Origin of the sequence: Streptomyces sp. NPDC019443, assembly GCF_044389785.1 — a bacterium.
GTDB lineage: Bacteria > Actinomycetota > Actinomycetes > Streptomycetales > Streptomycetaceae > Streptomyces.
Window position 1 is genome coordinate 155,320 of sequence record NZ_JBIRYJ010000003.1, and the last position, 26,441, is coordinate 181,760.

General features: G+C 69.9%; 24 protein-coding genes and 2 pseudogenes. 15 read left to right on the forward strand and 11 right to left on the reverse strand.

The features are described from left to right. The first annotated feature begins 22 nt into the window (after nucleotides 1-22). The 5 genes from ACH492_RS11165 to ACH492_RS11185 all read left to right on the forward strand — a co-directional run bounded on the left by ACH492_RS11165 (nucleotide 23) and on the right by ACH492_RS11185 (nucleotide 6,995). Complete coding sequence (locus tag ACH492_RS11165) at nucleotides 23-1,696, forward strand: glycoside hydrolase family 13 protein (protein ID WP_398985081.1); 1,674 nt, start codon at nucleotides 23-25, stop codon at nucleotides 1,694-1,696. Between the two features lie 38 nt (nucleotides 1,697-1,734). Further along, nucleotides 1,735-3,066, forward strand: a complete 1,332-nt coding sequence (locus tag ACH492_RS11170) for an ABC transporter substrate-binding protein (protein ID WP_398985083.1) — start codon at nucleotides 1,735-1,737, stop codon at nucleotides 3,064-3,066. A gap of 11 nt (nucleotides 3,067-3,077) precedes the next feature. After that, nucleotides 3,078-4,418 (forward strand): carbohydrate ABC transporter permease, encoded by a 1,341-nt coding sequence (locus ACH492_RS11175; RefSeq protein WP_398985085.1) that lies wholly within the window; start codon nucleotides 3,078-3,080, stop codon nucleotides 4,416-4,418. Further along, nucleotides 4,415-5,353, forward strand: coding sequence for a carbohydrate ABC transporter permease (locus ACH492_RS11180; RefSeq protein WP_398985087.1), 939 nt, complete (start codon nucleotides 4,415-4,417; stop codon nucleotides 5,351-5,353). The genes ACH492_RS11175 and ACH492_RS11180 overlap by 4 nt, the downstream gene beginning before the upstream one ends. Nucleotides 5,354-5,678: 325 nt before the next feature. Next, a complete protein-coding gene (locus tag ACH492_RS11185) occupies nucleotides 5,679-6,995 on the forward strand; it encodes a phytase (protein ID WP_398985089.1) in 1,317 nt (438 codons plus the stop codon). Nucleotides 6,996-7,117: 122 nt separating this feature from the next. Here the strand turns inward: ACH492_RS11185 and trxB are convergent, their stop codons facing one another. After that, on the reverse strand, nucleotides 7,118-8,074 hold the full coding sequence (gene trxB, locus ACH492_RS11190; RefSeq protein ID WP_398985091.1) for a thioredoxin-disulfide reductase: 957 nt from the start codon (nucleotides 8,072-8,074) through the stop codon (nucleotides 7,118-7,120). Beyond that, entirely contained in the window at nucleotides 8,071-8,490 is a 420-nt protein-coding gene (locus tag ACH492_RS11195; RefSeq protein ID WP_398985093.1) for an arsenate reductase ArsC, read from the reverse strand. The genes trxB and ACH492_RS11195 overlap by 4 nt, the downstream gene beginning before the upstream one ends. A 147-nt stretch (nucleotides 8,491-8,637) precedes the next feature. Here ACH492_RS11195 and ACH492_RS11200 point away from each other — a divergent pair, with 147 nt between their 5' ends. The 5 genes and pseudogenes from ACH492_RS11200 to ACH492_RS11220 all read left to right on the forward strand — a co-directional run bounded on the left by ACH492_RS11200 (nucleotide 8,638) and on the right by ACH492_RS11220 (nucleotide 12,080). Then, nucleotides 8,638-8,949 carry a helix-turn-helix transcriptional regulator gene (locus ACH492_RS11200; protein WP_307665357.1) on the forward strand — a complete coding sequence of 104 codons (312 nt, stop codon included), beginning with the start codon at nucleotides 8,638-8,640 and terminating at the stop codon, nucleotides 8,947-8,949. A 174-nt stretch (nucleotides 8,950-9,123) separates the two neighbouring features. Beyond that, nucleotides 9,124-9,249, forward strand: a pseudogene (locus ACH492_RS11205) (arsenical-resistance protein); the annotation flags it as partial. 44 nt (nucleotides 9,250-9,293) lie between these two features. Next, nucleotides 9,294-10,913 carry an FAD-dependent monooxygenase gene (locus ACH492_RS11210; protein ID WP_398985095.1) on the forward strand — a complete coding sequence of 540 codons (1,620 nt, stop codon included), beginning with the start codon at nucleotides 9,294-9,296 and terminating at the stop codon, nucleotides 10,911-10,913. A 54-nt stretch (nucleotides 10,914-10,967) separates the two neighbouring features. Beyond that, nucleotides 10,968-11,259: pseudogene (locus ACH492_RS11215) on the forward strand (SAM-dependent methyltransferase); the annotation flags it as partial. Nucleotides 11,260-11,315: 56 nt separating this feature from the next. Continuing rightward, on the forward strand, nucleotides 11,316-12,080 hold the full coding sequence (locus tag ACH492_RS11220; RefSeq protein WP_398985097.1) for a YqjF family protein: 765 nt from the start codon (nucleotides 11,316-11,318) through the stop codon (nucleotides 12,078-12,080). Between the two features lie 31 nt (nucleotides 12,081-12,111). Here the strand turns inward: ACH492_RS11220 and ACH492_RS11225 are convergent, their stop codons facing one another. Both ACH492_RS11225 and ACH492_RS11230 read right to left on the reverse strand, forming a co-directional pair. After that, nucleotides 12,112-13,083, reverse strand: coding sequence for a hypothetical protein (locus ACH492_RS11225; RefSeq protein WP_398985099.1), 972 nt, complete (start codon nucleotides 13,081-13,083; stop codon nucleotides 12,112-12,114). Nucleotides 13,084-13,157: 74 nt separating this feature from the next. Next, complete coding sequence (locus ACH492_RS11230; RefSeq protein WP_398985101.1) at nucleotides 13,158-13,397, reverse strand: hypothetical protein; 240 nt, start codon at nucleotides 13,395-13,397, stop codon at nucleotides 13,158-13,160. A 433-nt stretch (nucleotides 13,398-13,830) separates the two neighbouring features. Between ACH492_RS11230 and ACH492_RS11235 the strand changes: the two genes are divergently transcribed. Continuing rightward, on the forward strand, nucleotides 13,831-14,859 hold the full coding sequence (locus ACH492_RS11235; RefSeq protein WP_398985103.1) for an ArsR/SmtB family transcription factor: 1,029 nt from the start codon (nucleotides 13,831-13,833) through the stop codon (nucleotides 14,857-14,859). A 214-nt stretch (nucleotides 14,860-15,073) separates the two neighbouring features. On the opposite strand, the gene ACH492_RS11240 is transcribed toward ACH492_RS11235, so the two are convergent. Next, complete coding sequence (locus tag ACH492_RS11240; RefSeq protein ID WP_398985105.1) at nucleotides 15,074-17,659, reverse strand: ATP-binding protein; 2,586 nt, start codon at nucleotides 17,657-17,659, stop codon at nucleotides 15,074-15,076. Between the two features lie 127 nt (nucleotides 17,660-17,786). Then, entirely contained in the window at nucleotides 17,787-18,371 is a 585-nt protein-coding gene (locus ACH492_RS11245; protein WP_398985107.1) for a hypothetical protein, read from the reverse strand. A gap of 78 nt (nucleotides 18,372-18,449) precedes the next feature. Here ACH492_RS11245 and ACH492_RS11250 point away from each other — a divergent pair, with 78 nt between their 5' ends. After that, nucleotides 18,450-18,887, forward strand: a complete 438-nt coding sequence (locus ACH492_RS11250; RefSeq protein WP_398985109.1) for a hypothetical protein — start codon at nucleotides 18,450-18,452, stop codon at nucleotides 18,885-18,887. 154 nt (nucleotides 18,888-19,041) lie between these two features. Here the strand turns inward: ACH492_RS11250 and ACH492_RS11255 are convergent, their stop codons facing one another. Next, nucleotides 19,042-19,398: a hypothetical protein gene (locus tag ACH492_RS11255; RefSeq protein ID WP_398985111.1), complete on the reverse strand. Its 357-nt coding sequence runs from the start codon at nucleotides 19,396-19,398 to the stop codon at nucleotides 19,042-19,044. Next, a complete protein-coding gene (locus tag ACH492_RS11260) occupies nucleotides 19,398-20,015 on the reverse strand; it encodes a hypothetical protein (protein WP_398985113.1) in 618 nt (205 codons plus the stop codon). The genes ACH492_RS11255 and ACH492_RS11260 overlap by 1 nt, the downstream gene beginning before the upstream one ends. A gap of 174 nt (nucleotides 20,016-20,189) precedes the next feature. On the opposite strand from ACH492_RS11260, the gene ACH492_RS11265 reads away from it, so the two are divergent. Continuing rightward, the gene (locus tag ACH492_RS11265) at nucleotides 20,190-20,951 is read left to right on the forward strand and encodes an alpha/beta hydrolase (RefSeq protein ID WP_398985115.1); all 762 of its coding nucleotides are present in this window, start codon (nucleotides 20,190-20,192) and stop codon (nucleotides 20,949-20,951) included. On the opposite strand, the gene ACH492_RS11270 is transcribed toward ACH492_RS11265, so the two are convergent. Beyond that, on the reverse strand, nucleotides 20,943-22,271 hold the full coding sequence (locus ACH492_RS11270; protein WP_398985117.1) for an APC family permease: 1,329 nt from the start codon (nucleotides 22,269-22,271) through the stop codon (nucleotides 20,943-20,945). The genes ACH492_RS11265 and ACH492_RS11270 overlap by 9 nt on opposite strands. 71 nt (nucleotides 22,272-22,342) lie before the next feature. Here ACH492_RS11270 and ACH492_RS11275 point away from each other — a divergent pair, with 71 nt between their 5' ends. Then, nucleotides 22,343-23,338 carry a GlxA family transcriptional regulator gene (locus ACH492_RS11275; protein ID WP_398985119.1) on the forward strand — a complete coding sequence of 332 codons (996 nt, stop codon included), beginning with the start codon at nucleotides 22,343-22,345 and terminating at the stop codon, nucleotides 23,336-23,338. A gap of 40 nt (nucleotides 23,339-23,378) precedes the next feature. Here ACH492_RS11275 and ACH492_RS11280 read toward each other — a convergent pair whose 3' ends face one another. After that, the gene (locus ACH492_RS11280; RefSeq protein ID WP_398985121.1) at nucleotides 23,379-24,041 is read right to left on the reverse strand and encodes a TetR/AcrR family transcriptional regulator; all 663 of its coding nucleotides are present in this window, start codon (nucleotides 24,039-24,041) and stop codon (nucleotides 23,379-23,381) included. Nucleotides 24,042-24,320: 279 nt separating this feature from the next. Between ACH492_RS11280 and ACH492_RS11285 the strand changes: the two genes are divergently transcribed. Next, nucleotides 24,321-25,520, forward strand: a complete 1,200-nt coding sequence (locus tag ACH492_RS11285) for a YncE family protein (protein WP_398986191.1) — start codon at nucleotides 24,321-24,323, stop codon at nucleotides 25,518-25,520. A gap of 17 nt (nucleotides 25,521-25,537) precedes the next feature. On the opposite strand, the gene ACH492_RS11290 is transcribed toward ACH492_RS11285, so the two are convergent. After that, on the reverse strand, nucleotides 25,538-26,440 hold the full coding sequence (locus tag ACH492_RS11290; protein WP_398985123.1) for a GNAT family N-acetyltransferase: 903 nt from the start codon (nucleotides 26,438-26,440) through the stop codon (nucleotides 25,538-25,540). Between the last annotated feature and the right edge of the window lies 1 nt (nucleotide 26,441).

The window sequence follows — 26,441 nt, forward strand, 5'->3', positions numbered from 1 at the left end:
TTCAGGAACGGGTCAACGCGAGATGCTCACAGCTCTTCCGGCCGTCCTCGGCCACTCCCCCCGCACGGCCACCTCCTGGTGGCGCGACGCGGTGATCTACCAGGTGTACGTACGCAGCTTCCTCGACAGCACGGGGGACGGCATCGGCGACCTGGCCGGCGTACGTGCCGGGCTGCCGTACCTCAGGAAGCTCGGTGTCGACGGCATCTGGCTCAGCCCGTTCTATCCGTCGCCGCAGCACGACCACGGTTACGACGTCGCCGACTACTGCGACGTCGACCCGGTCTACGGTGACCTGGCCGAGTTCGACCTGCTGATGGCCGACGCCCGCCGGCTCGGACTCAAGCTGCTGCTCGACATCGTCCCCAACCACTGCTCCAGCGAGCACCCGTGGTTCTGCGAAGCGCTCGCCGCCGACCCCGGCAGCGCCGCCCGCGCCCGCTTCCACTTCGCCGACGGCCTGGGCCCGGACGGCGCGGAGCCCCCCAACAACTGGCGCGCGATGTTCGGCGGGCCCGCCTGGAGCCGGATCACGGAATCCGACGGCACCCCGGGACAGTGGTATCTGCACCTGTTCACCCCGGAGCAGCCCGACCTGAACTGGCGCAACCCCGAGATCGGCGACTCCTTCGAGCGCGTACTGCGCTTCTGGCTGGACCGGGGTGTCGACGGCTTCCGCATCGATGTCGCCGCCGGCCTCTTCAAGCACCCCGAGCTGCCCGACTCGGACGACCCCGCCGCCGACGAGCGGTCCAGGGACTCGGTGAACCCGCTGGCCTGGAACCAGCCCGAGGTCCACGAGGTGTGGCGCCGCTGGCGGTCCGTGTGCGAAGAGTACGCGGACCGGGACGGCAACGAGCGGCTGCTCGTCGGCGAGGTCTCCGTACCGACGGCGCGCGAACACGCCGAGTACGTACGGCCCGACGAGCTGCACCAGGCGTTCTTCTTCGACCTGCTGAGCGCCCCGTGGGACGCCGAAGCCTTCCGGACAACCATCACGGAGGCGATACGCGACATCGCCGGGACCGGCTCCACCGTCACCTGGGTGCTCAACAACCACGACCAGGTACGCACGGTCACCCGCTACGCGGGCGAGCCCGGCGTGGAGGCCAGCGGGCTCGGTGCGGCACGCGCCCGCGCCGCCGCCCTGCTGATGCTGGCGCTGCCCGGCGCCGCGTACGTCTACCAGGGCGAGGAGCTCGGCCTCCCGGAAGTCCTCGACCTGCCGGACGAGGTACTCACCGACCCGATCTTCCACCGCACCGGCAGCCGCGCGCGCATCCGGGACGGCTGCCGGGTGCCGCTGCCCTGGTCGGGCCACGCATCACCGTTCGGCTTCAGCCAGGGTGCGGCCGGCGCGCGGCCCTGGCTGCCACAGCCCGAGTGGTTCGCCGAGCACGCCACCGACCGGGCGCTGGCCGACACCCGCTCCTTCTGGCACCTCTACCGCGAAGGACTTCAACTGCGGCGCAGCCTGCCGCAGTTGGGCGAGGGCAGCCTGCGCTGGCTGGAGGCGCCTCCACAGGTCCTGGCCATGACCCGCGATGACGGGCTGATCTGCGCGATCAACTTCGGAACCGAGCCCGTGCCCGCGCCGGTCGCGGGCACTCCACTCCTCTCCAGCGGTCCCTGCCCGGACGGTGTGCTCCCCGGAGCGACCGCCGCGTGGTGGACGGGCGACTGCCCCACCCCCTGAACCACCCACCATTCCCACCCCTCGGAAGGACTGTCACCATGCGACGACCCACGACGACCCGGCGGACCACGGCGGCCGCATCGGCGGTACTCACCCTCGCCCTCGGCGCGACGGCCTGCGGCGGCTCGCCGGGCCCGGCGAGCGGCGGCAAGGAACTCAACGGCCAGACCGTGACCGTGGCCGGAGTCTGGACCGGCAGCGAGCAGAAGAACTTCCGGAAGGTGCTGGACGCCTTCACCAAGGAGACCGGCGCCAAGACGGTCTTCGTGCCGACCGGTGACAACGTCTCCACCTTCGTCGGCAGCAAGATCGAGGGCGGCAACGCCCCGGACGTGGCGATGGTGCCTCAGGTTGGCGTACTCCAGCAGTTCGCCAAGGAGGGCTGGCTCGAACCCCTCTCGCAGAAGACCGAAACGACCGCCGGCGCGAACCTCGCCACGGTGTGGAAGAACTACGGCACCGTCGACAAGACCTACTACGGCCTCTACTTCAAGGCGGCCCACAAGTCGACCGTCTGGTACAGCCCGAGCGCGTTCGAGCAGGCCGGAGTGGCGGAGCCCAAGAGCTACTCGGACATGCTCAAGGCGGGCCGCACGCTCGCCGACTCCGGACTGCCCGCCTTCGCCGTCGCCGGTGAGGACGGCTGGACCCTCACCGACTGGTTCGAGAACATCTACCTCTCCCAGGCGGGACCGGAGAAGTACGACCAGCTGGCAGCCCACACACTGCCCTGGACCGACGCCAGCGTGGTCAAGGCGCTCACCACCCTGGGCGAGGTGTTCAAGGACAAGCAGCTCGTGGCGGGCGGCTCGGCCGGCGCGCTGCGCACCGACTTCCCGGGCTCGATCGAGCAGGTCTTCGGCCCCGAGCCGAAGGCCGGCATGGTCTACGAGGGCGACTTCGTGGGCGGTATGGCCAAGGACGACTTCGGCAAGAAGCTGGGCGAGGACGCCAAGTTCTTCCCGTTCCCCGGCGTCGACAGCGGCAAGGCACCGGTGGTGAGCGGCGGTGACGCGGCCGTGGTGCTCAAGGACGGCAAGAACAAGAAGGCGGCGCAGCGGCTGCTGGAGTTCCTGGCCACCCCCGAAGCGGCTTCGGTGTGGGCCGGTGCGGGAGGCTTCCTCTCCCCCAACAAGGACGTGGACCTCGCCTCGTACGTCGATGACACCACCCGCTCCACGGCCAAGTCACTGGTAGAGGCCGGAGACTCGGTGCGCTTCGACATGTCCGACCAGGCCCCGGCCGCGTTCGGCGGAACCAAGGGCGCGGGCGAGTGGAAGCTCCTCCAGGACTTCCTGCGCGACCCCTCGGACCCGAAGGCCACCGCGGCCAAGCTCGAAGCCGCGGCCGCCAAGGCGTACAAGAGCTGAGGCCGCGCACCATGGCTGCACTCACCACATCCGCCCCCGCCGCGAATCCGCGGCGGCGGGCGCACCGCAGGAGGCGGAACATCGCGGTGGTGTTCGTCCTGCCCGCCCTGCTGCTGCTCGGCGCGCTGGTCGTCTACCCCGTGCTGTTCTCCGCCGGACGAAGCCTCTTCGACGCGAGCGGCGACCGCTTCGTCGGCGGCGAGAACTACGCCGAGATATTCAGTGACCCCGCGACGCTCAAGGCGATCCGCAACAGCACCATCTGGGTTGTCGTGGCGCCGGTTCTGCTCACCGGTCTCGGCCTGGTGCTCGCGGTGCTCACCGAGAAGGTGCGCTGGGCGACCGCCTTCAAGCTGGTGCTCTTCCTGCCCATGGCGGTGTCGTTCCTGGCCGCCGGCATCATCTTCCGTCTCGCGTACGAGGAAGACCCGAACCGGGGTGTGCTCAACGCCGTGGCCGTCGGCGTCCACGACGCGTTCGACGACCGTTCCGCGTACCCCACCGCCAGAGCCCGTCAGGGCCAGGGACTGACCGGGGACCCGGGCGGCTCGTACCGTACGACCGACACGGTCAGCCCCGGAAAGTCCGTCAGCCTGGGCTTTGTCGGAGTGGCACCGGACAAGATGCCGTCCGGCGCCCGGCCCGCACATGCCGCGTCCTCTGCCGCGCCCGCCGCGGACGAGGTAAAGGGCGTGGTCTACCTGGACTTCACTCCCGGCGGAGGCGGCAGGCCGGGCAAGGTCGACCCGGCCGAGAAGGGTCTGCCGGGGATGTCGGTCGAGGCGGTACGGGACGGAAAGGTGGCCGCGAAGGCCACCACCGCCGCGGACGGCTCGTTCAACTTCCCCGGCCTGGAGGCCGGTTCGTACACCGTCCGGCTCCCGGCGGAGAACTTCGCAGCCCCCTACCAGGGCATTTCCTGGCTGGGCCCCGCTCTGGTCACCCCGGCGATCATCGGTGCCTATCTGTGGATCTGGACCGGCTTCTCGATGGTGCTGATCGGGGCAGGACTGGCTGCCATCCCCCGGGACGCCCTGGAGGCAGCCCGGATGGACGGCGCCAATGAGTGGCAGATCTTCCGGAAGATCACGGTGCCGCTGCTCGCTCCGGTGCTGACGGTGGTCTTCGTGACCCTGGTGATCAACGTGATGAAGGTCTTCGACCTCGTCTGGATCATCGCGCCCGGGCCGGTCCAGGAAGAGGCCAATGTGCTTGCGACCCGGATGTGGCTGGTGTCCTTCGGCGGCGGCAACAACCAGGGACTCGGAAGCGCCCTCAGCGTGCTGCTCCTGCTCCTGGTCGTACCCGCCATGATCTTCAACGTCCGGCGCTTCCGAAGGAGCGGAGCATGAGCGGTCGCAGCACCATCGAGCGCAATCCGTCCCAGCCGGTCGCCAAGGCCTCCGTCCACGTCCCCCTCCAGCCGCACCGGCCGCGCCCGCGGCCCTTGGGCGTGCTGACCAAGTGGCTCAGCAACGGTCTGGTCCAGGCCGTCCTGCTCGTCGTCGCACTCGTGTGGATCACCCCGCTGGCCGGGCTGTTCCTCTCCTCGATGCGCTCCGAACAGGACAACGCGGCCGAGGGCTGGTGGACGGCGCTGACCGATCCGGGGCAGCTGTCCCTGGACAACTACACCGCCCTGTTCCAGGACTCCGGCATCACGCAGGCATTCTGGAACACCGTCCTGATCTCTGTGCCCACCACCGCGCTGGTCGTCGGCATCGCGGCGCTGGCCGGATACGCCTTCGCCTGGCTGGAGTTCCCCGGCCGCAACGCGATCTTCCTCGTGGTCGTGGGTCTGCTCGTGGTGCCCGTACAGATCGGGCTGCTGCCCGTGGCCAAACTGTTCGGCGCCGTCGGGCTGTTCGGCACGATCCCGGGCGTGATCCTCTTCCATGTCGCCTATGGGCTGCCCTTCGCGATTTTCCTGCTGCGCAACTACTTCGCCGAGATCCCGCGCGAAATGCTGGAGGCTGCCCGGATGGACGGCGGCGGGGAGTGGCGGATCTTCTCCCGGCTGATCCTGCCACTGGGCCGGCCGGCCCTGGCCAGCCTGGCCATCTTCCAGTTCCTCTGGGTCTGGAACGACATGCTGGTCGCGCTGCTCTTCGCCGACAGCGAGTCCCAGCCGCTCACCGTCGCCCTCCAGTCCGAGATGCGGCAGTTCGGCAGCAACATCGGAGTACTGGCACCGGGTGCCTTCCTCTCCCTGGTGGTGCCGCTGATCGTCTTCTTCGCCTTCCAACGGCACTTCGTCCAGGGGGTGATGGCGGGCTCCGTCAAATAGCCGGCGCACCGTCGTGGCCGAGACCATCAGCCGCGATCCGCACCATCGCCGACGTCAAGCACGTGATCGCCCGGACCGTTGAGCGGTCCGGGCCTTCATTGTGGAGGGTGCGAGCCGCTGCGGGCGCGAGATTCAGCTCCCTCGCCCAGAATGGGAGTGTGGCCCCCCCGAACCGGCAGTCGCCCAGATCCCGCGGCGCATCGCCGCCCGGGCGAATTCACGATCCGAACACGGCCCCATCACCTGGATGACGGCTTGGCGCCGCCCTTTGGCCGGATGCTCCCTGACGGACCATCGGCATGTCCCCGACATTAAGGAAGCGCCAGTGAGACTGCACCGCTCCCCACGACCGGCGGCAGCCGCCGCTCTCGGCGCCGCGCTTGTCGCCCTCCTCGCCCCGGCCCCCGCGCAGGCCGGTCCCTCCGCTCTGCCCACGGTGACCCCCACCGCGGAGACCCCTGCCCTCTACGACGACGAGGCGGGTGGTAACGCCAACGCCGACGACCCCGCGATCTGGCGTAACGCCGCCGATCCGGCCCGCAGTCTGGTCGTCGCCACGGCGAAGGAGGGCGGCCTGCGGGTCTACGACCTCGATGCCAGGCAGGTGCAGTCGATTGCCGCGCCCGCGCCGCCCGGTGCGGGGGACGCGCCGGGCCGGTTCAACAACGTCGACCTCGTCTCCGGACTGCGGACGCCGGCCGGCCGCGCAGACGTCGCGGTGGTGAGCGACCGCGGCAATGACCGGCTGCGCATCTACCGCATCGACCCGTCGCGGCCGGGACGCCCGCTGACCGACGTCACGGATCCGGCGGCCGCGCCCGTGTTCTCCGCGAGTCAGTCCGAGATCAACGAGCAGCGCACCGCTTATGGCCTGGCGACCTGGACGGACAAGAGCACCGGGCGACCGTACGCCCTCGTCAGCCGACGCAACAGCACGGCAGTCGCGCTCCTGGAACTGAAGCCGACGGCGGCAGGCACAGTCGGCTACCGCAAGATCCGCACGCTCGAACTGCCGTCGTCCTTCCGCCTTCCCAATGGCGCGAGTTGGAGCCCGTGTGCCGAGCCCGATGAACTGCCGCAGGTCGAGGGCATGGTCGTGGACCCGGCCAACGGGATGCTCTACGCCGGGCAGGAGGACATCGGCATCTGGCGGATGCGTGCCGACCTCAGCGGCAAGCCCGTACTGGTCGACAAGGTCAGGGAGTACGGCGTCCCCGGCGTCTACGACGAACAGACCGAGGAGTGCAACCTGGGCGCCGATCCCGGGTACGGCGGCAAGCGACTGGCGGCCGATGTCGAGGGCCTGACGCTGTTTCAGGAGCGTGACGGCGACGGCTATCTGATGGCCTCCAGCCAGGGCGATGACACATTCGCGCTGTACGACCGGGAGATCTCCGAGCACAACGAGTACGAGGGCGGCTTCCGGATCGGCGCCGCCTCGGCAACGCTCGACGGCAGCGAGGAGTGCGACGGCGCGGCTGTGCTCAACCAGCCGCTGGGCGCCCGCTATCCGCGCGGCCTTCTGGTTGTCCAGGACGGTCATGAGACGCCCGCGGTGCCAAACGGCGAGGGCGGCCAGAGGGAGGCGACGGGCTTCAAGTTCGTCGATCTAGGCGCGGTGGTCGACGCCGCCGACATGTGACGCACCGGACTGAGGTGATGGCCCGCGGCAGCACGGGAGATGCCGACTGCTGATCGGTTCGGCGTCCCACCCGGCTGCGGGCCGGCACCTCTGCGGGGCGGCCATGGGCGCCGCTCGCCGCTCTACGTGTCGTTGTCCGCGAGGGCGGCGAGGTAGCGCTCGGCGTCCAGAGCGGCGGCGCAGCCCGAGCCTGCGGCGGTGATCGCCTGACGGTAGGTGTGGTCCACGACGTCACCCGCGCCGAAGACGCCAGGGAGGTTCGTACGGGTGGAGGGCGAGGCGACTTTGAGGTAGCCGTCCCCTTCCAACTCCAGCTGGCCCTTGACCAGTTCGGTGCGCGGGTCGTGGCCGATGGCGACGAACAGGCCGGTGGCCGCGAGTTCGGACCTCTCGCCGGTCACGGTGCTGCGCAGGGTGAGGCCGGCCAGCCTGCCGTCCTCCTCGTGGATCTCGGCGACTTCGCTGTCCCAGATGAACGAGATCTTCGGGTCGGCGAAGGCCCGCTCCTGCATGGCCTTGGAGGCACGCAGTGTGTCGCGGCGGTGGACGACGGTGACGGAGCTGGCGAACCGGGAGAGGAAGGTCGCCTCCTCCATCGCTGTGTCGCCGCCGCCGACGACCACGATGTCGTGCTCGCGGAAGAAGAATCCGTCGCAGGTCGCGCAGTACGAGACACCGCGGCCCGAGAGCGCGTCCTCGCCCTCCAGGTTCAGCTTGCGGTGCTGCGAGCCGGTCGCGACGATCACGGTCTTGGCGCGGTGGACTCTGCCTGCGGTGTCCGTGGCGGTCTTGATCTCGCCGGTGAGGTCGAGGGTGACGATGTCGTCGGGGATCAGTTCGGCGCCGAACCGCTCGGCCTGGGCGCGCATGTTGTCCATGAGCTCCGGGCCCATGATGCCGTCGCGGAAGCCGGGGAAGTTCTCCACCTCGGTCGTCTGGGCCAGCGCACCGCCCGCGGTGACCGAGCCCTCGAACACCAGCGGCCCCAGTGAGGCGCGCGCGGCATACAGGGCGGCGGTGTAGCCGGCCGGGCCGGAGCCGACGACGATGACGTTGCGGATCTCGTTCTCGGTGGTCACTTCGCGGTCTCCGGCGCTGCCTCGGCGATCAGGCCCTCGACCAGAGTCCTGATCTCGTCCCGGATGGGCCGCACGGCCTCAACGCCCTGGCCCGCCGGGTCTTCCAGAGCCCAGTCGAGGTACTTCTTGCCGGGGAAGATCGGGCAGGCGTCCCCGCAGCCCATGGTGATGACGTAGTCCGACGCCTGAACCGCCTCGGTCGTCAGCACCTTCGGCCGCTGGCCGGAGATGTCGATGCCGACCTCCTTCATCGCCTCGACCGCGGCCGGGTTTACCTGGTCGGCGGGAAGCGAACCGGCGGAGCGGACCTCGATCCGGTCGCCCGCGAGGTGGCTGAGGAATCCGGCGGCCATCTGCGAGCGCCCGGCGTTGTGGACGCAGACGAAGAGCACGGAGGCGAGCGGGCTGGAGGACATCGGTTCTTCCTTTGCGGAGTATGCGGAGTTGTTCAGCGCGGGTGTACGGACAGAGTGGTTCAGCCGGGCAAGGAGTCGAGCAGCGGCACGGGCCCTTCGCTCAGTCCGGACTGGTATCAGCTCCAGATGATGTGAGAGTATCAGCCCATGATGACGTCAGTCGACACTGACCTGATCCGGGTGCTGGCCGACCCGCTCAGGCTCCGGATCGTGACCCTGCTCGCCCACGAGACGCTGTGCACCACCCACCTGGTCGAGGAGACCGGCGCCCGGCAGACCAACCTCTCCAACCATCTGCGCGTACTGCGCGAGGCCGGAGTGGTGGAGACCGAGCCGTGCGGGCGCTTCACCTACTACAAACTGCGACCCGAGGTCATCGAGACGCTCGCCGGTTCGTTCGGGGATCTCGCCACCACCGCTCGTACGACCGTCGAGACCGACCGAAAGCGAGCCTGTTGATGGCCGCGACCGAACCCGGCACCGCGTCGCAGCCGCAGAGCGGTGAGGATGCCTCGATCGTCGCCAAGCTCTCCACGCTCGACCGGTTCCCTGCGGTGTGGATCCTGATCGCGATGGGACTCGGCCTGATCATCGTCGGCCTCGCCCGCTGCATCGCGATGGTCATCATCTGGAACGACCGGCGTCACCAGCGGGCAGGCCCTGTCGGGCGTCGTCGGCCCGCTGATCGAAGTGCCGGTGCTGATCGCGCTCGTGTACGTATCGCCGGCCTGGCGCAACAAGTTCACCCCCGCAGGCTGATGCCACGGCAAGCGCGGTGAGCACTTCGGCGGCACACTGCTGCCATGGCTGCGGGTCAATCTCTCGATGTACTGGTGGTGGGTGCCGGGCCGACCGGGTTGGCTCTTGCGGCGCAGTTGCATGCGTACGGGGCGCGCTTCCGGATCATCGACCGGAACCTCGATCGGGCCCGGGAGTCACGAGCGCTGGCCATCCAGCCCCGGACCCTGGAGGCCCTCTTCCCGTTCGGCGTGACGGACGAGCTGGTCGCGCGTGGGAACCCGGGCGTGCAGCTGCGGATGCATCTTCCGGGTCGTACCGTGCGCCTGCCGCTGTTCGACATCGGCGTCACCGACACCCCGTACCCCTTCCTGCTCTTCCTGTCCCAGGCCGAGACGGAGAGCGCTCTCGGCGCTCATCTCGCCGCGGCCGGTACGACGGTCGAGCGGGGCACCGAGTTGCTTGATATGGATCCGACGGCCGAGAACGCCTATGCAGCCTGCCGGTTGAGGCATCAGGGCGGGAGCGAGGAGGAGGTGACCGCCCGCTACGTCGTCGGCTGCGACGGTGCGCACAGCACGGTCCGCGAGCAGGCCGGTATCGGCTTCGAGGGCTACGCCTACCCGCAGACGTTCGTGCTCGCGGACCTGGAGGTGGACGGTCTGGAGAAGGGCGCTGCGCACGCGTACATGACCGAGGCCGGGATCCTGCTCTTCTTCCCACTGGTCTCACCGGCGAGCTGGCGGATGGTCGCGATGCGGCCGCCGGGAGACGATGAGACCGAAAGCCCGGTGGAACTCGGGCAGTTGGAGGAGATCGTCGACCGCTACGCCGGCGACCGGCTGCACCTGCGGGACCCCGTATGGATGACCGATTTCAGGCTCTACAACCGCGGCGCCAGGCACTACCGCGCCGGCCGCGTCTTCCTCGCCGGCGACGCCGCCCACATCCACAGCCCCGCCGGTGCCCAGGGCATGAACACGGGTATCCAGGATTCGCTCAATCTCGGCTGGAAGCTCGCCCTTGTCTGCCGTGGCGCCGCTCCGGACGCTCTGTTGGACACGTACGAGAGTGAACGCGCCCCCGTCGGCCGGAACGTGCTGCGCTTCACCGACCGCGCGTTCACCATCGTCACCAGCCGCAATCCACTGCTCAAGCTGGCCCGCGCCCACGTCGCACCCCGCCTCGCACCGGCGGCCCTGCGCCTTCCCTTCCTGCGTGCCGCGGCCTTCCGTACCATCTCGCAGCTGGCCATCCACTACCGGCGCAGCCTCGCCACGACCGAGGGCCCGCATTCGCCCAGGCACGGCCCGCGGGCAGGTGACCGGCTCCCCGACTCTCCCGGCGACCTGCAGCCGATGACGGCCGCTCCCGGGTACCACCTGCTCCTGTGCGGGCACCACGAGGTGTGGGACACCGACGGGATCGCGGCCGCCACCGGCGGTCGCGACCACCTGCTCCACGTCCACACGCTTGGTACGAGCGGGCCATGGCGGGGCATCACCCACTGCCTCGTCCGGCCGGACGGCTACATCGGATACCGCGCCGGAGGCACGGACCTGACCGGTCTCCTCAGATACCTCGACCGGTGGCTGCCACGGGCCGATGAGGCGGCGAACAGCGACCGCGTCATCGGATCTCGCCCTCGGCGAAGTCGCGGAAGCCGCGGGCCGGGCGGCCGGTGATGCGTTCGACGGTGTCGGTGACGCGGTCTTCCGCTCCGGCGCGAATGTCGTTGTCTTCGCCATGACTACCTCGGCAACCGCGGCGCCGTCCGCCGGGACTCGACGTACACCTACACCGACGGGGAGGCCGTGCAGGGCGCGGCCGAAAGTTTCGAATAGATGCACGGCCTGGACGAGGTGATCAACGCCCTCATCTCGGCCGGCCTGCGGATCGCGAAGCTGCGCGAAAGTGACGAGCTCCCTGGCCCCGGTGGCCAGGGATGACCCCCACCCCAGCGGATGGTGGCGGCTGCCCGACACCACCCCGCGGATCCCCCTGCTCTACACACTTCTCGCCGGCCACTGAGCGAAAAGGGCGGGGTGGGGCCAACTGTGTCAAAGGCGTCTGCGATGCTGGGCGCCGTGTCGCTCACACCGCTCGCCCCGGAACCGATAACCGCCGACCCGCCCAGCACCACCGAGAACCCGCTGCTCACCCAGTCGTGGCTCGACCTGGCCTTCCTGCACTGGGCCGCCGACCCCGAGGACGTGGCCCCCCTCCTGCCGGCCGGAACCGTCCCCGACACACTGGACGGGGTCACCTATGTAGGCCTCGTAGCCTTCCGTATGCACCGCGTCGGCTGGTTCCGCCTCCCCGGCGTCCCCTATCTGGGAACCTTCCCCGAGACCAACGTCCGCCTCTACTCGGTGGACGCCCACGGAAGGCGCGGCGTCGTCTTCCGCTCGCTCGACGCCTCCCGCCTCATACCCGTAGCGGTGGCACGAACGGCGTTCCGGCTGCCGTACCTGTGGTCCCGGATGACGATCCGCCACAACGACGACACCATCACCTACACCAGCACCAGGCGCTGGCCGGGGCCGCGCGGCGCGCACAGCCGGATCACCGTACGCATCAGGGAAAGCGTCCAGGACCCCACCGACCTCGAGCACTTCCTGACGGCCCGCTGGGGCATGCACAACACCTTCCTCGGACGGCAGATGTACCTGCCGAACACCCACCCACGCTGGCCCCTGCACCGAGCGGAGCTGGTCGAGTGCGAAGAGGACCTCATCACGGCCGCGGGCCTCCCCAAGCCGGTCGGCGACCCGGTGAGCGTGCTGTACTCGCCCGGCGTCCCCGTACGCTTCGGACGCCCGGCCCGCCCGGGTGGCATCCCAACGCCCTGACGGTGTGCCTTGTCCGCGGCCACGCCTGCCTTCAGCAGCGCCCCGTCAGCCATGTCAGCGGCCCGTCAGCACCCGGTCGGCGTTGGCCAGCTGGATGCGGATGTCCTGCTTGACTGCGGCGAGTTCCTGTGACTTCTCCGCCATCGCCCGCCGCTGGTAGGCAGCGTCGACCGAGGACCAGACACCGATGGTTCGCCTCCCGTTTGCAGGCCACGTCCGTGCCGGCCAGGGCGATCTCGGCCCGGCCTGCCGTCGGACCGGTGAACCTCGGGTCCTTGCCGGGCGCGCGGGTGGGGTCGGCGTAGTCATAGCCGTGCCGCCGCATACACAGCGACCACGCGCGGAAGACCTCGACCACGCGAGGATCAGTCTGTGAATCACGGTAACTGCCGATGTTGATCGCGCCGACGAGCTCCCGGTTCCCGATCTTCTGTGGGTCACCCGACAGGGCGGCTGTGGCCTCGCCCTGGCATCCGCCCGGGGGGAGGGTGCGCCCGCGCTCATCCGCACGTGCCGGTGTGCCGTCGTCGTTGAGCCCGGTCAAAGCGAGCATGCCTCGCGGCCCGGGTCGAGGCCCCGGGTTCTTCTTCTTGGCCTGCCTCGGCACCGTGCCGACAGCCGGGTGGTACCCGAGTCGGGCCGCCTCCGCGGCATCCGTGATGCCGTACCGGTGTGCTGTGTTGGCCGGGTTCAGTGTCCCGGTGTCCAGGCCGGCGACGGACGGCGCGGACCAGCGGTGGCCAAAGCGCTGCATGCACGCCGTGGTCAGGGCCGCACGCGCCCGGAACAGTCGCGCGACCTGGCGGTCGGTGAACAGATACGGCTCGATGGGCAGTACCAGCGAACCGACGTCCAGCATGGTCGGCACCCCGTGCACGGGAGGCGGCCCGGATGCCGTGGGCCCCGGCTCGGCCGCCCGCCCCTGCGCGCACCCCGCCGAGGCGGCGAGCAGCGCGAGGGCCGCCCCGAGCCGCCGTGTACTTCGAATCGTTCGCGCCCGCATGTCGTCGAGTCCTCCCCGTGTGCGGCCGTGCGGTGGGCCCGCCCGCAAGGTCTGCGGGCGGGCCCGAGCAGGAATCAGCCGAGGTACCACCAGCTGAGCGAGGCGTTGTTGTTGCGCACGCCGCTGTTCAGCGCCCGGGCGTCGCCGGGGTAGAAGTCGTCGTACCCGTTGCCGCTCGCGTTCTGGTTCTCGTTGTAGTAGATCCGGGCAGCGTGGTTCACGTCGTTGTTCCAGGCGCGGTACACGTTGTTCTTCACCAGCCGGCCGTGTCCCTCACCACCGGCTGCGAAGGTGTGACCCGCGAAGTCATCCACCCAGCCCCAGTACTTGCTCCAGGAACTGTTGCCGGAAGCGCTGTAGTAGAGGTAGATGTTGCCGTCCCAGCTCGCTCGCTGGACCTGGGCAGGTGCGGCTGCGGCTGTCTTCTTGGCGGATGCAGGTGCGGTGGCCAGAGCGGTAGTTCCGGCTACCAGCGCTGCGGCGACGGCAAAGGTCCCGCCGTGCGGCGTGCAGATTTCATGATGCTCCTCCGTTGCCGACGGGGGTGGCTGCGAAAACCGTCGGCGGCCTCCGTCGGCCTACCCCCGTGGTTCTTGGCCTCGAAAGTAGGCAGAGAGCCGGACTGCAAGAAACGACTTTCGGTCCTCACCGAACGACGGCGGATGGCGGAATCAGGGCTATCGCGCCGGGCGTTCAGCGGGAAGAGTGAGACAAATGGGGTAGCAGCTTTTTACGGGGGGCACGTTCGTGCTGCGCATCCACTTCAGCGCAGAGGACCTCGGCCGGATCCACCTGGCACCAGGACCGGATCCCGCCTGGGAAACTCTGCTCAGCCTGCATGTACTCGGTGGCCACGACAGCGATATCGGGGTGCAGAGATGGCGCGCCCGGGTCCGGGCGTCATTGGACCCGGCCGCCCGGCCGCTGCTCCATCTCGCCCCGCCACGCGGGTACTCGCCCGACTTTCTGACGCCGGCCGGCGGGGTCACCGATCCCGAAGCGGGCATCGACACGATCCTGTCCACCTCCCGCTCGCGGCTGCGGACCGACGTGGCGACTCTCGGGCAGGAACGGAAGCTCCCGTCGTGGGCCACCGCGCTCGCCGCGGGCCGGCCTGCCGCCCTGCGGGGGCTCGGCACCGCCCTGCGCCGCTACAACCAGCAGGCTCTGTGCCCGTACTGGGCGGAGATCCGGGCCGCGGTGGACACCGATCGCGCGGCCCGCGCCCGAGCGTTCCTGGCCGGAGGGACGAACCACCTGCTGAGCGGCCTGCACCCGACAGTGCGCTGGGATCCACCCGTGCTGCAGATCGCGTATCCCCAGGACCAGGACCTGTATCTCCAGGGGCGCGGACTGCGGCTGGTGCCGTCCTACTTCTGCAGCGGCACGCCCATCACGTTGCGGGACACCTCCCTGTCGCCGGTCCTGGTCTACCCGGTGAGCCGCCGCATCGGCTCCCCGGGACAGAGCACGGCCGCGACGGGAGCCCACGCACTGGCCCGGCTTCTTGGCCGTACCCGGGCCGCGACCCTCCACATGATCGCGGGATCGGAGAACGCCACCGGCAGCGAGATAGCCCGCCGCCTGGACATCTCGCCCGCGTCGGCCAGCGAACATGCCACTGTGCTGCGCGACGCGGGCCTGATCCAGAGCCTGCGCGTACGCAACACCATCCACCACACCCTCACTCCCCTGGGCCTGGAACTCCTGGAAAGCCAGAGCGGCCCGGCCACCGCTCCTGAGCCCCTGGCTCGTCAGGACGCGGGCTGCCCCTGACGGGCCGTCAGTCCCAGTGCCCATGCGCCCTCTGGGCAGCGGGGCCCGGCAGATCAGGCCGCGGGCGGCGCCGCGGTCATGAGAACCAGCCCGGCCGTCACCGCAGCTCCGGCGACGACCGTGCGTAACGTGCACTTCAACGTGCTTGCTTTTCCACTCGGCTGTGATGTGTTCCTCTTGGACCGATGGGGATCGTCCGAACACGGACGACCGGTCATCGGCCGGCGCTGTCCAAAGCTGTCCGCGCCGCTGTGGCCGCGTCCCGAGCCCGGGTCGCGGCCTCGAGGTCGCCGGCCAGAGTGTGTGCCCTGGCCAGGGTGTCGAGGCCGACGGCCAGCCAGGTTCGGGAGCCGATCTGCCGCCACAGCCTGACGGCGGCTTCAGCTCGTCGGCGGGCCGACACCGGTCGGCCGGCCACGAGTTGCGCCTCCGCGAGCGCGTAGAGCGTCGCCGCCTCGCCCCAGAGGTTGCCGAATTCCCTGTAGCTCCAAAGGCTCCGGGCCAGCAATCGGCGCCCCTCCCCATGCTCGCCCTGTCGCACCAGGACGTCCCCGAGCCAGCAGGTCGCGTGTGTGGCGCCGAGCCGGTCGCCGAGGTCCTCACTGATCGAGGCGGCCTGCCGGAAGCAGTCGGCGGCGGCCGGGTAGGCGCCGAGTGCACGGTGGCTCTGTCCCAGGCATCGCAAGGCCTGAGCCTCGCCTGGCCGGTAGCCCGCGAGTCGGCTCACCTGCAGACAATCCGTGAACCGCTCCATGGCCGCCTCGACACGCCCCTGCTCGAGGTCGATGACGCCAATGCCGTTGGTTGCGTAGACGAGACAGTTGACGTTTCCCGCCGATCGGGCCAGCTCGGCGGCCTGCCCGAAATGACACACGGCTGAGGAGTACTGGCCGAGCAGTCGGTGCACGTAGGCCAGCCCGGCCGTGGCACTGGCCCGGTAAGCCGGGCCCTGCCCCTCGGCGAGCAGGAGGGCCTGCTCGAAGTGCTCCAGCGCCTCCGGATACCGGTCGAGGATGGTGGTGAGTTCGCCGAGGCACCGGTGGAGTTTGGTGGCGCTTCGCTTGTCACCGATGTGCAGCGCTGCCTTGAGTGCCCGGCCCTGGAGCCGCTCCCAGTCGTCGAAGTGGCTTCCGACCTGGAAGAGTGTCGTCAGCGCGGTGGCCAGCCCGGCCGCCGGCGCGACCTGTGTTCTGTCAAGCGCCTGCTCCACTACGTCGATAAGGAACTGACGCTCGTCGTTGAACCATGTCAGCGGGTCGGCGAGCAGCTGGTCGGTGTCCGTCGGGGAGAGCCGCCAGGATGCCAGGTCGGTCTGTGAGATGCCTTGGAAGTCAACGCTGAGGGTGTCTGCGGCGAGGTCGGCGAGGTGCAGGCTCGCGCCAAGCAGCCGGGTGAGCGCGGCCGTGCGATCCTGTCGCGAGACCTCCTGCTCCGCCCGCTCCCGGCCGAGCAGCCCCACCAGGTCGTGCAGTTGGTAGCGGAACCCGGTGGCGCCGACCGACCCGATCTCCACAAGGTGTACCTCGACCAGGTCATCCAATACCTTCTCCGCGTGGGACAGGCCTACGTCCAGGAGCGCGGCCAGGGCCCAGGCGTCGAAGTTCGGTCCAGGCAGCAGGGCGAGCATCTGCAGGGCGTGCCTTGTTGTCGAGGCCATCCCCTGGTAGGTCAGTTCGAGGCTGGCCCGTACGGCAATGTGGCCGACCGCCAACTCGTCGAGCTTGCGCTGCTCGTCGGTGAGCGCGCGGGCCACTTTGGCCAATGGCCAATGCGGTCGTGCGGCCAGTCGTGCCCCGGCGACCCAAACTGCGAGGGGAAGGCCACCGCAAGTTTCCACGATGGACCGGGCCGAGTCGGACTCTGCGGCGGTCCGGTCCGGGCCCAGCATCGTGCGCAGCAGGGCAAGCCCTGCTGCGGAGTCCAGGACCCTCAGGGGGATTCGGCGACCGCCCAGGTCTGCCAACGTGGTTCGACTGGTGACGATGGCGGCGCAGCGTGGGCCGTTGGGCAGGAGGTCGCTCACCTGCAGTGCATCGGCCGCGTTGTCCAGGACGATGAGCATCTGACGCTGGGCCAGCAGGGTGCGGTAGAGATGGATCCGGCTGGTCAGTTCCGGGGGCACCGCACCGCCGCGTACGCCGAGCACGCGCAGGAAGGCGCCCAGGACCATGAACGGCTCGGCCGGCTCGTCACCGAAGCCCCGCAGGTCCACGTAGAGCTGACCGTCCGGGAACCGGGAAGCGAGCAGATGCCCCGTGCGCACGGCAAAGGCTGTCTTGCCGACACCGGCAGGGCCGGTGACCAATAAGGTCACCGGCCCGGGCTTTCCCTGGTCGAGCTGCCGACAGGCTTCGGTCACCTCACCATCCCGGCCGACGAACAGGGGCAGGTCCGGCGGGAGCAGACAAGGGACGAGCTGCCGTCCCTTCGCCCCGTTCCGGTCCTCGTGATCGCCCCCCGTGGTGTCGTTCGGCCGGTCCGGAGCCGCCCCGGGCGGGTCTGCCACTGGTGCGGAACGTTCTCGCAGTGCCAGTGCGCGGCGCGCCTCGACCCATTCCGCCACCGTCGCCAGGTCACCGCCGCACGCCCGGACCAGTGCCACCACCATTTCCTCACTCGGCAGCGAGACCCGGCTGAGCGCGCTCGCAACAGTGCTCACCGGCAGATAGTCGCCGACCCTGCGGGCCTTGCGCTCCAAAGCCCGGTAGGAGAGACCGGACTGGGTTTTCACGCTGCGCAGCAGGGCAACGAACTCAGCGGCTGTCCGGACCGTTCCGGGCCTGGGTAACGGCGTCGTCACAAGGCCCATGCTATCGAGACGCCCCATGTGCGGCGGCTACAGGACAAGCCATCTTTCAGGAAGCCGGTGCCGTCTGCGGCAACTGCTGGTGATCAATCGGCCGACGGGGGACGTCAGTACTCAGTCATCAGCGCTTCGAATTCCGCCGCTTGCGGGTAACCCCGACGAGGCCCGCGCCCGCGAGCACCGTGGCCACTGCGACACCGCCGACAGCCGTGAGGTCCCGGGCCCTGGAGCCCGTCTCGGCCAGGGTCGGCTTCGCGGGCGACTGGGCACCGGCGCCGGTGAGGATGAGACCGGTGACGGCGTCGGGGTGCGAAATCATTGCGACGTGGGAGGAGTTGACCTCCACGGGGTGCGAGCGGGCATGTTTGGCCTCGAACCGCTCCAGGTCGGGGGCGATGGCCTTGCCCACGAACGCAGTGGCATTGGTCCCGAGGACTTCGCCCTTGTCCGGCGTGAACGCGGATATGTAGACGAGCGACTTCACCTCTGGGTTGCCGGCGGCGGCGCTGCCGATCAACGCACCGCCGTGCACCAGCACCACGGTGGGCCTGGAACCGGCACTGCCGTCACCGCCACCATGGCTGGTGGGCGCTGCGTCGGCCGCGGCGGGCCCGGCGGCGGCGAACGCCGTCGCGGTGAGCACCACTGCGATCGCATACCCGTAAGGCGAACGTATCCACGGGCCAGGGACGGACGACATGGCCATGCTGTTCCCATTTCTGGAGGAGAGGCGGCTGGAACTCAGCGTTTCCGAGCGCGGCCGAGATGGCGCGACCCGGGTGGCATGCGAGTGAAAACGGCCGACCATCCGGGTGACGATGACTCGCCCGGCGCTGCCGAGCCGGTGTACAGGGCGCCAAGGCTCTGCGACGACCGCCACGGCACCCTCCCGAGGGGTGGCAAGCCGGCTCAGGCCACCAGCGGCTTCAAGCCCTCAGGGCATCGCCACGACTTCGAGCACGTCGAGGTGGTCTGGCGGAAGAACGGCAACGACTGGACCCGGGGCCGACTGCTGCTGAGCGCCCACGGCGGCCACCGCGTCGTCGCCTGGCGTGACGCGGAGAGCTGGAACAACGACCGCGGGCACGCGGCACGGGGCCTGGAACACCCGCGGATCTTCGTCGGGTACGGCAGCCACTCGATGTACAACAACCAGGGCGGCAGGAAGGACGTCATCTCCGCGTACACCGACGAGTACCGCCATGCCGACTACCCGGTCTGAGCCGACCAGGGCGGCGGGCTCGTGGAGGTCGTGAAGGACGGTCCACTGCACCAGAAGTTCGAGGCGAACGCGGCCGCTTGGGGGAGCGCCGACAGCAACCCCGGCAAGGTGGCGAGGGAATCCTGCTCTCACTGAACCGCCGGCAGTCCACGGTCTACAAGCGCAGCAGCCGTTCCGTCACCTCGCGGTACGCGCGCAGGGCGACCCGCAGCTCCTCCGTGTCCGCCTCCGTCGATCGGTCCTCACTCGCGCTCTGCCAGCCGGCGCGGAGGGAGTGACGCCGTTCGGTGAGGGCGGCCGTGATGCTCTTGGCGGTTTCGTCCAGTAGCGCCGCCGCCTCCTCGACCGCGTGCCGCGGTCCGTCGACAAAGCCGGTGAGGGACTGTTGCAGGCGCAGCGCCAGCTTGTCGCGCTCGTCCGGCGGGATGAGCTGCACCGCCGGGTGCCGGTCCTGCGGCCGCGAGGGCTCGGGGCGCCCGGGCGACTCGGTCCGCTCCGTTTCGTACGCCATCAGGCGCCACTCCCCTTCGGCTTCAGCAGATGTCCGCGCCGACCGAGCCCCACCGCACCGGAACGGTGCACACGGGTGTCCTCGGGACGGGGTGTGACCAGGGCCTCGAACAGCGCGCGGCCGTCGACCATCGCCTCGCGCAGCTCCTCCGTGCTCGCCTGCCCGTGCGCCGCGCGGTGGACCCGGCGGTAGCCGCCGACCAGTTCCGCGTGGTGCACGGACAGGGCGGCGAGCTGCTCCTCGTACCGCGCGGCCTCGGGGAAACCCCGCTCCCCCGCGAGCCGGGCCAGCAGTTGGTCCGCCGCGGCGACCGCCCCGTCCGGGGACTCGACGAAGCGCTCCTGGAGAACGGTCCATTGGGCGACGTACAGCTCACGCGTCTCGTTCGCCAGCGGGCGCTCCTTCAGAGCGCCGTGACGCTTGACGCGCTCGTTCAGTTCGCGTTCCGCGGCCTTTGTGTCGCCGTCGTGGCCGGCGACGGCCCGGTCGTACTCGGGCCCGAACCGCCGCTTGAGCCCTCGTCGGCCACCTCCCTTACCCGGCCCGAGGTAGAGCACCGTGGCGGAGACGATCACGAGCACCGCGACGAGTGCGACGATGATCAGGACTGTGGACATGACTGCCTTCCCGGTTCACGATGGGGCATTTCTCAAAGCGAGTTGCCAGCAATTCGCCGGCCAAACGGACCGCCTCTGGGGCGCAGCGTGAGGTCTTGACGAGAAGCGGTGGTCTGCCTGCCCACCCGGGTGCTGCCCTTCGTTACGCTCCCTGGGGAGTCCCTGGGGGTAACGATGCTGACGACCGAAGCGCACACCGTGCCGTATGTCCTCGCCGAGGGGGCGGCGAGCCGGCTCCTCGATGTGTACCGACCTGCTCGGCACCAGACGCCGGCGTCCTGCGTACTGCTCTGGCACGGTGTCGGGCCCGACGAGCGAGACGTCCTGGCCACATTGGCCCAGGAGACGGCCTCGTACGGCAGGACGGTCTTCGTTCCGGACTGGCGCTCGGACGCTGCCGACGGTGGCCGGTCCCACCTCATCGCGTCGCTTCGCTACGTACGGGACAACGCATCGGTCCACGGGGGGGATCCGGAGCACATCGTCCTTGCGGGCTGGTCGGCCGGAGCGGGCTCCGCGATTGCCGTCGCACTGCGCCCCGACCTGACCGACGGCTGGCGCCCTGCCGCGGTGGTCGGGATCGCCGGTGACTACGACCGGCCCGCCCGCAGCACCGGCTCCGTACCCCTGCACGATCTTGCCGAGACCTCCGCTTCGCCGGTGCCTGTCCGGCTCGTTCACGGGTCGGCCGATTCGATGGTCAGCAGCCACCGCTCCCGCGCGCTCCACACCGCGCTGCAAGCACGGCACTGGCCGGTGCAGCTGGCGGAGCTGGATACGGATCACGCCGGAGTCATCGCGACCGAGTACGACCCTGCGCTCGGCCGCTGCCGGGCCACGACCGACCCGCGTGCTCTCAAGGCGGGGGCGGACGTGGCTCGCGTCATCGCCACCGCTGCCGAGGCTCGCGCCCCGCGCAAGCGGCCGTCATGGTGAGCGGGTCCGTTCGCCCGCGCCGGCGGCCGTGTCCGCGGGACGCGTCGGCTCCGCCGTCCCGCGGCGTCTGCTGATCCGCAGGTAGACCAGCGCCGCTCCTGTCACCACCAAGGGCCAGACCAGGTATCTGCCGCTCATCGCGAGCAGGGCCAGGACCGCGACAAGTGCCGCCAGGGCCGCGGCGCGCCCCTTGCTGCGGCGCGGCAGCAGGCGGACGGCCGCGGCGACCCCGATCGCGTACACCGCCACGAACGAACCATTGGCCAGCAGCACCAGCGGCTCCACACCGGCATCCGCCATGACCACGGCCAGCAGCACCACGAACGCCAGTCCGGAGACGACGCCCAGGCTGCGCCGCGGCGCCTCGCCGACCATGCTGCCGCGGGTCAGCCAGGCCGGCAGCGCACCGTCACGGCCGAGTGCGGCACCGAGCTTCGCCGCGCCGGCGTAGTACGCGTTCATGGTGCCCAGCGTCAGCAGCACCGCGGCCGCGGCGGCCAGCAGCCGGGCGTTGCCGCCGAGACCCTTGGCCATGAGGTCGCCCAGCGGTGCGTCCGTGTCCGCCGCTGCGGAGCCGAGCACGGTGACCACGGCGAACGCAACCGCGAGGTACAGCACGCCCACGACAACGACCGCCGCTCCCGCGGCACGCGGCAGGTCCCGGGTCGGGCGCCGGAACTCCGCCGCCAGGTGCGTGATGGCCTCCCACCCGGCGAAGCTCCACACCAGCAGCACCGACGCCGATCCGATCGCAGTCCAGCCGTGCGGCGCGAACGGCGTGAGGTTGTCCATCCGTGCGTGCGGCAGGGAAAGTCCGACCGCGACGAGCAGCAACAGGACGAGCAGCGCCGCGAGCGCAAGCTGCACCCGCCCCGTCATCCGCAGGCCCACGGCGTTGGAGGCGGTGACGACCGCCATCAGTGCCATGGCAGTCACGGCGGTGGTCGTCCTGCCGCCGCCGAGGGCCGAAGAGACATACGCGCCGCCGAACAACGCCGCGGCGCTCGCGCCCGGCGGCACCGCACAGTAGAAGCACCAGCCGACCACCGCCGCGGTCCGCTCACCGAACGCCAGCCGCGCATAGGTCGACACCCCGCCGGCGTCCGGATAGCGGGCGCCGAGCGCGGCAAAGGTCGCGGCGAGCGGCACGGACAGGATTACCAGTCCGAGCCATGCCAGCAGCGAGGCGGGACCTGCCGCCTCGGCCGCCAGCGCGGGGAAGGTGATCACGCCGGTTCCCAGCACGGCGCCGATATAAAGTGCCGCGCCCTGGGGTGCGCTGAGTCGGCCACGTGCGGGCCGGATGTTCGTATGGCTCATAGGTGCACCCTGGCTGACCTGGCCTGCTGTGGACCATCGGCAGAATTGCCATGATGCGATAAATTTCTGCCATGAGCCGACACATCGTGGCTGTCGCCGTCACGGACGGGAGCCCCGCCTTCGAATTGGCCATCCCGTGCGAGGTCTTCGGCCTCGACCGCAGCGACATCGTGGCGCCCTGGTACGAGCTGCGGATGTGCGCCACGGAGCCCGGCCCTGTGCGCAGCGCGACCGGGATGACGGTCGACGCCCCGTACGGCATGGACGACCTGGTCGAGGCGGACACGGTCATCGTGGCCGCGTGCGCCCGCCCCGTGCAGCTCGCCCCGCCGCAGCCCCTTGTCGACGCGGTGCGCAAGGCGCACGAGATGGGCCGCCGGATCGTCTCGCTGTGCAGCGGCGCGTACGTCCTCGCCCACGCCGGGCTGCTGACGGGCCGGCCGGCGACGACGCACTGGATGAACATCGGCGATTTCGCCCACCGGTTCCCGGACGTCGGCTTCACCCCGTCCGCGCTCTACACCGAGGACGGCAACATCCTGACGTCGGCCGGCAGCGGGGCCGCCATCGACCTGTGCCTGCACCTCGTACGCCGGGACCACGGCTCCGCGGTCGCCAACGAGGTGGCCCGCCGTATGGTCGTGCCACCGCACCGTGAGGGCGGCCAGACTCAGTACGTCACGCCCCTGGTGCGGCCGGAGGAGGACGCCGGTCTCGAGCCGGTGCTGCGGTGGGCCCGTGAGAACCTCCACGAGGCGCTCACCGTCCCGCAACTGGCCCGCGTGGCGCGGCTGAGCGAGCGCACCTTCGCCCGCCGGTTCCGCGACACCCTCGGGACCACTCCGCTGCAATGGCTCCTCGAGCAACGGGTGCGGCTGGCACAGGAATTGCTGGAGACCACCGACGAGCCGGTGGAGCTCGTCGCAGGGCGTACGGGCTTCGGCACGGCGGCCAATCTGCGGCACCACTTCCGGCGGATCACGACGGTGTCCCCGCAGACGTACCGCCATGTCTTCCGCCATCGCGCGGGCCGGAGAGTCGCCGGGCAGGCCTCCCCGTTGCGCTGAGGGCGATCTACGCGCAGGGGCGGGCTACGGGCCGGGCGGGCTATGGGCTCGGCGGCCGCCGGTCGACCGGGCGCAGGATGCCCAGCAGCAACTGCACGAGTTCGTCGACGACCTGATCGAGCGTCGCGTCCACCCAGCCGGCCTTCCAGTCGTGCAGGAGACCGTTCACGCTTCCGATGAAGGCCGCCGCGGCGACGCGATAGTCACGAGGCGCCGCCTCACCTCGCTCGACCGCCGCTGCCGCCTCCGCGCGGATGAGGTCCACCCAGCGGGAGCGCCGGGCCAGGCGCTGCTCCTCCAGGCGCGGACTGACACCGATGATCTCGACGAACGTGATGCGGATACGACGCGGGTCGCCGGTGACATTGGCGGCGTAGGCACGGAAGGTGGCCGTGGCGCGTTCCGCGATCGGCAGACCGTCGGCGCCTGCGAGCGCGGTCAGGGCGGCTTCCTCCGCCCAGTCGTTGACCTGCAGGTGCAGCGCGGCCAGTACGTCTTCGAGGGTGCGGAACTCCTCGTAGAACTGACGGGTCGACAGTCCCGCGGCCTCGCTCAGCGCCGCCACGGTCGTGGCGCGGTAACCGGGACTGTCGCCGAAGAGCTGGAGCCCGGCGTCGAGGAACCGCTGACGCCGGTCGGCCTGCCGCTCCTCGGCGGATCTGCCCGCGTAGCGGCCGGTGGGTTGTCTGATCCTGCCCGCCACTGGCCCTCCCTCCCTCATCGGTCCTGGCATTTTCTCGTGTCGTGAGTCTTGTGGAGTGTCCCGCCTCTGGCTACTTTCCAGTAGCCCCAATCTGAACGCACGCGTTTTCAGATTGGGCCGCTGGCACCGCTCTTCGCACAAGCCGCACCCGACTCCCCCACGGAAGGGACGACGATGTCCTTGCCCACAAGCCGGCGTTCACGGCGGATCGTGTCCGTGCGTGTTCCTCAGCGCCGCGCGTCCCTGCGCCTACTCAGCGCTCTCGCCGCGGCGTTCGCCATGGCGGGCGCGGGTTCCGCGACGGCGGCAGCCCCACGTGACGGCGCCTTGGACCTCAAGGAGGTGATGCTCGTGGGCAACAACTGGGACGGCACCGCCGATGTCATCGCGTCCAAAGGCGACTTCTCCAAGATCGGCCGCATCAACGTCATTCCGGACAAGGACCAACGGCTCGCGGAGATCTACCTGAACCCGGTCAAGCTCATCTACTTCCTCGGCATCCGCAACGGCCCCGGCGAGGGACACGACCAGTTCGTCGACGACATGTACTCCACGCCCGACGGCTCGGCCATGGTCGTCTCCCGCCCGAGCTTCGCCGACGTCGTGTCGATCGACCTCGTCACGGGCCGGATCAACTGGCGCTTCCCCGTGTCGGGTTACCGCTCCGACCATATGGCGGTCTCCCCCGACGGCACACGCGTGGCCGTCTCGGCCTCGACGTCCAACACCGTGCATGTGCTCGACATCCGGACCGGCAGGCAGGTCGGGTCCTTCAGGACCGGGGACAAACCGCACGAGAACGTCTTCACCAACGGCGGCAAGTACCTCTGGAACATGTCGATCGGCGAGGTCAACACCGCGCTGGACGACCCCGCGCTGGACTGGACGAAGGGCGATCGCCGCATCACAGTCGTCGACGCCACGACCTTCAAAGAGGTCAAGGTCATCGACATGCGCGGGCGCCTCGACGCCTTCGGCCGCAAGGACCTGTCCGACGCGATCCGGCCCGTCGCCTTCACACCGGACGAGTCGAAGCTGTACTTCCAGGTCTCCTTCTTCAACGGCTTCGTCGAGTACGACGTCGCCTCCGACCGGATCACCCGGGTGAAGACGCTGCCGAAGAACCCCGCGACCAGCGAGGACCGCACCACCTGGGTCAACGACTCCCGTCACCATGGCATGTCGATGAACCCGGCGGGCGACAAGCTGTGCATCGCCGGGACGATGGACGACTACGCGACGATCGTCGACCGGGCAACGCTCCGGGAGGGGCCGCTGGTGACGGCCTCGAAGCCGTACTGGGCGACCGTGAGCGGCGACGGCACATCCTGCGTCATCTCGGAGAGCGGCGCGGACCGCGTCACCGCGATCGACTTCGCCACCGGGAAGAAGGTCGCGTCCGTGGCGGTGGGCGACCATCCGCAGCGCGTACGCGTCGCCCACGTGGCGGCCGACTGGACCGGCCCCGGCGCGGGCTGATTCCGGGGAGTGGCTGCTCACAACCCCGAGTTGACGTCGTCGAGTCGTTTCTCGAACCAGTGGTGGGCATACGGCTCGTCGTTGAAGGGGGCGACCTCCACGTAGCCGGCGGAACGGTAGAGGTGGATGGCCTCGCCCAGCGTCTTGTTCGTCTCGAGCCGCACAAGGTGGGCGCCCCGTCGGCGGGCGTGCTGTTCCAGCTCTTCGAGGAGCCGTCGACCGACGCCGAGACCTCGGGCCGACGCCGAGACCCACATACGTTTGATCTCGGCGGGACTTGCGCCATGGAGCTTGAGGGCCCCACAGCCGATGGGCTCGTCCCGCAGACGGGCGACCAGGAGCAGGCCCGCGGGTTCGGTGAGTTCTGCGGTCTGAACCGGAATGCTCAGGCTCGGATCGAAGCCGGCCGCAAAGCGGGTGTCGAGTTCTGCGAAGTACGACCGGAGGCAGGTCTGGGCCGCCTCAGTGGCCGGGTCTTCGACGACGATCTCGACCAGGCTCGCGGTCAGCAGCCGCTCCACGACCCCCATCGCCTCCACCAGCCGGGCACGCTGCGCTGTGCTCAGCGGGGCCAGCAGCGATCGGGCCAGGTCGTCGCTGCGCTCGTTCAGCACCGCGTGTTCGGCCCGGCCTCGCTCGGTGAGGCGGATCATCCTGACCCTCCTGTCCGACGGGTCCGACTCCGTCGCCACCAGGCCGTCCCTTTCGAGGGACCGGAGCAGACGGCTGAGGTAACCGGAGTCCAGCCCCAGACGGAAACGCAGAGACCTGACCTCGGCGCCGTCGTTGCCGATCTCCCACAGCACGCGGGACGCACCGAGCGGCCGGTCCCGGGCGAGGTACTTGTCGTAGAGCGCGCCGATCCGCTGGGTCACGGTGCGGTTGAACGACCGAACCTGTTGGGCCGCTGTTTCGCTCATA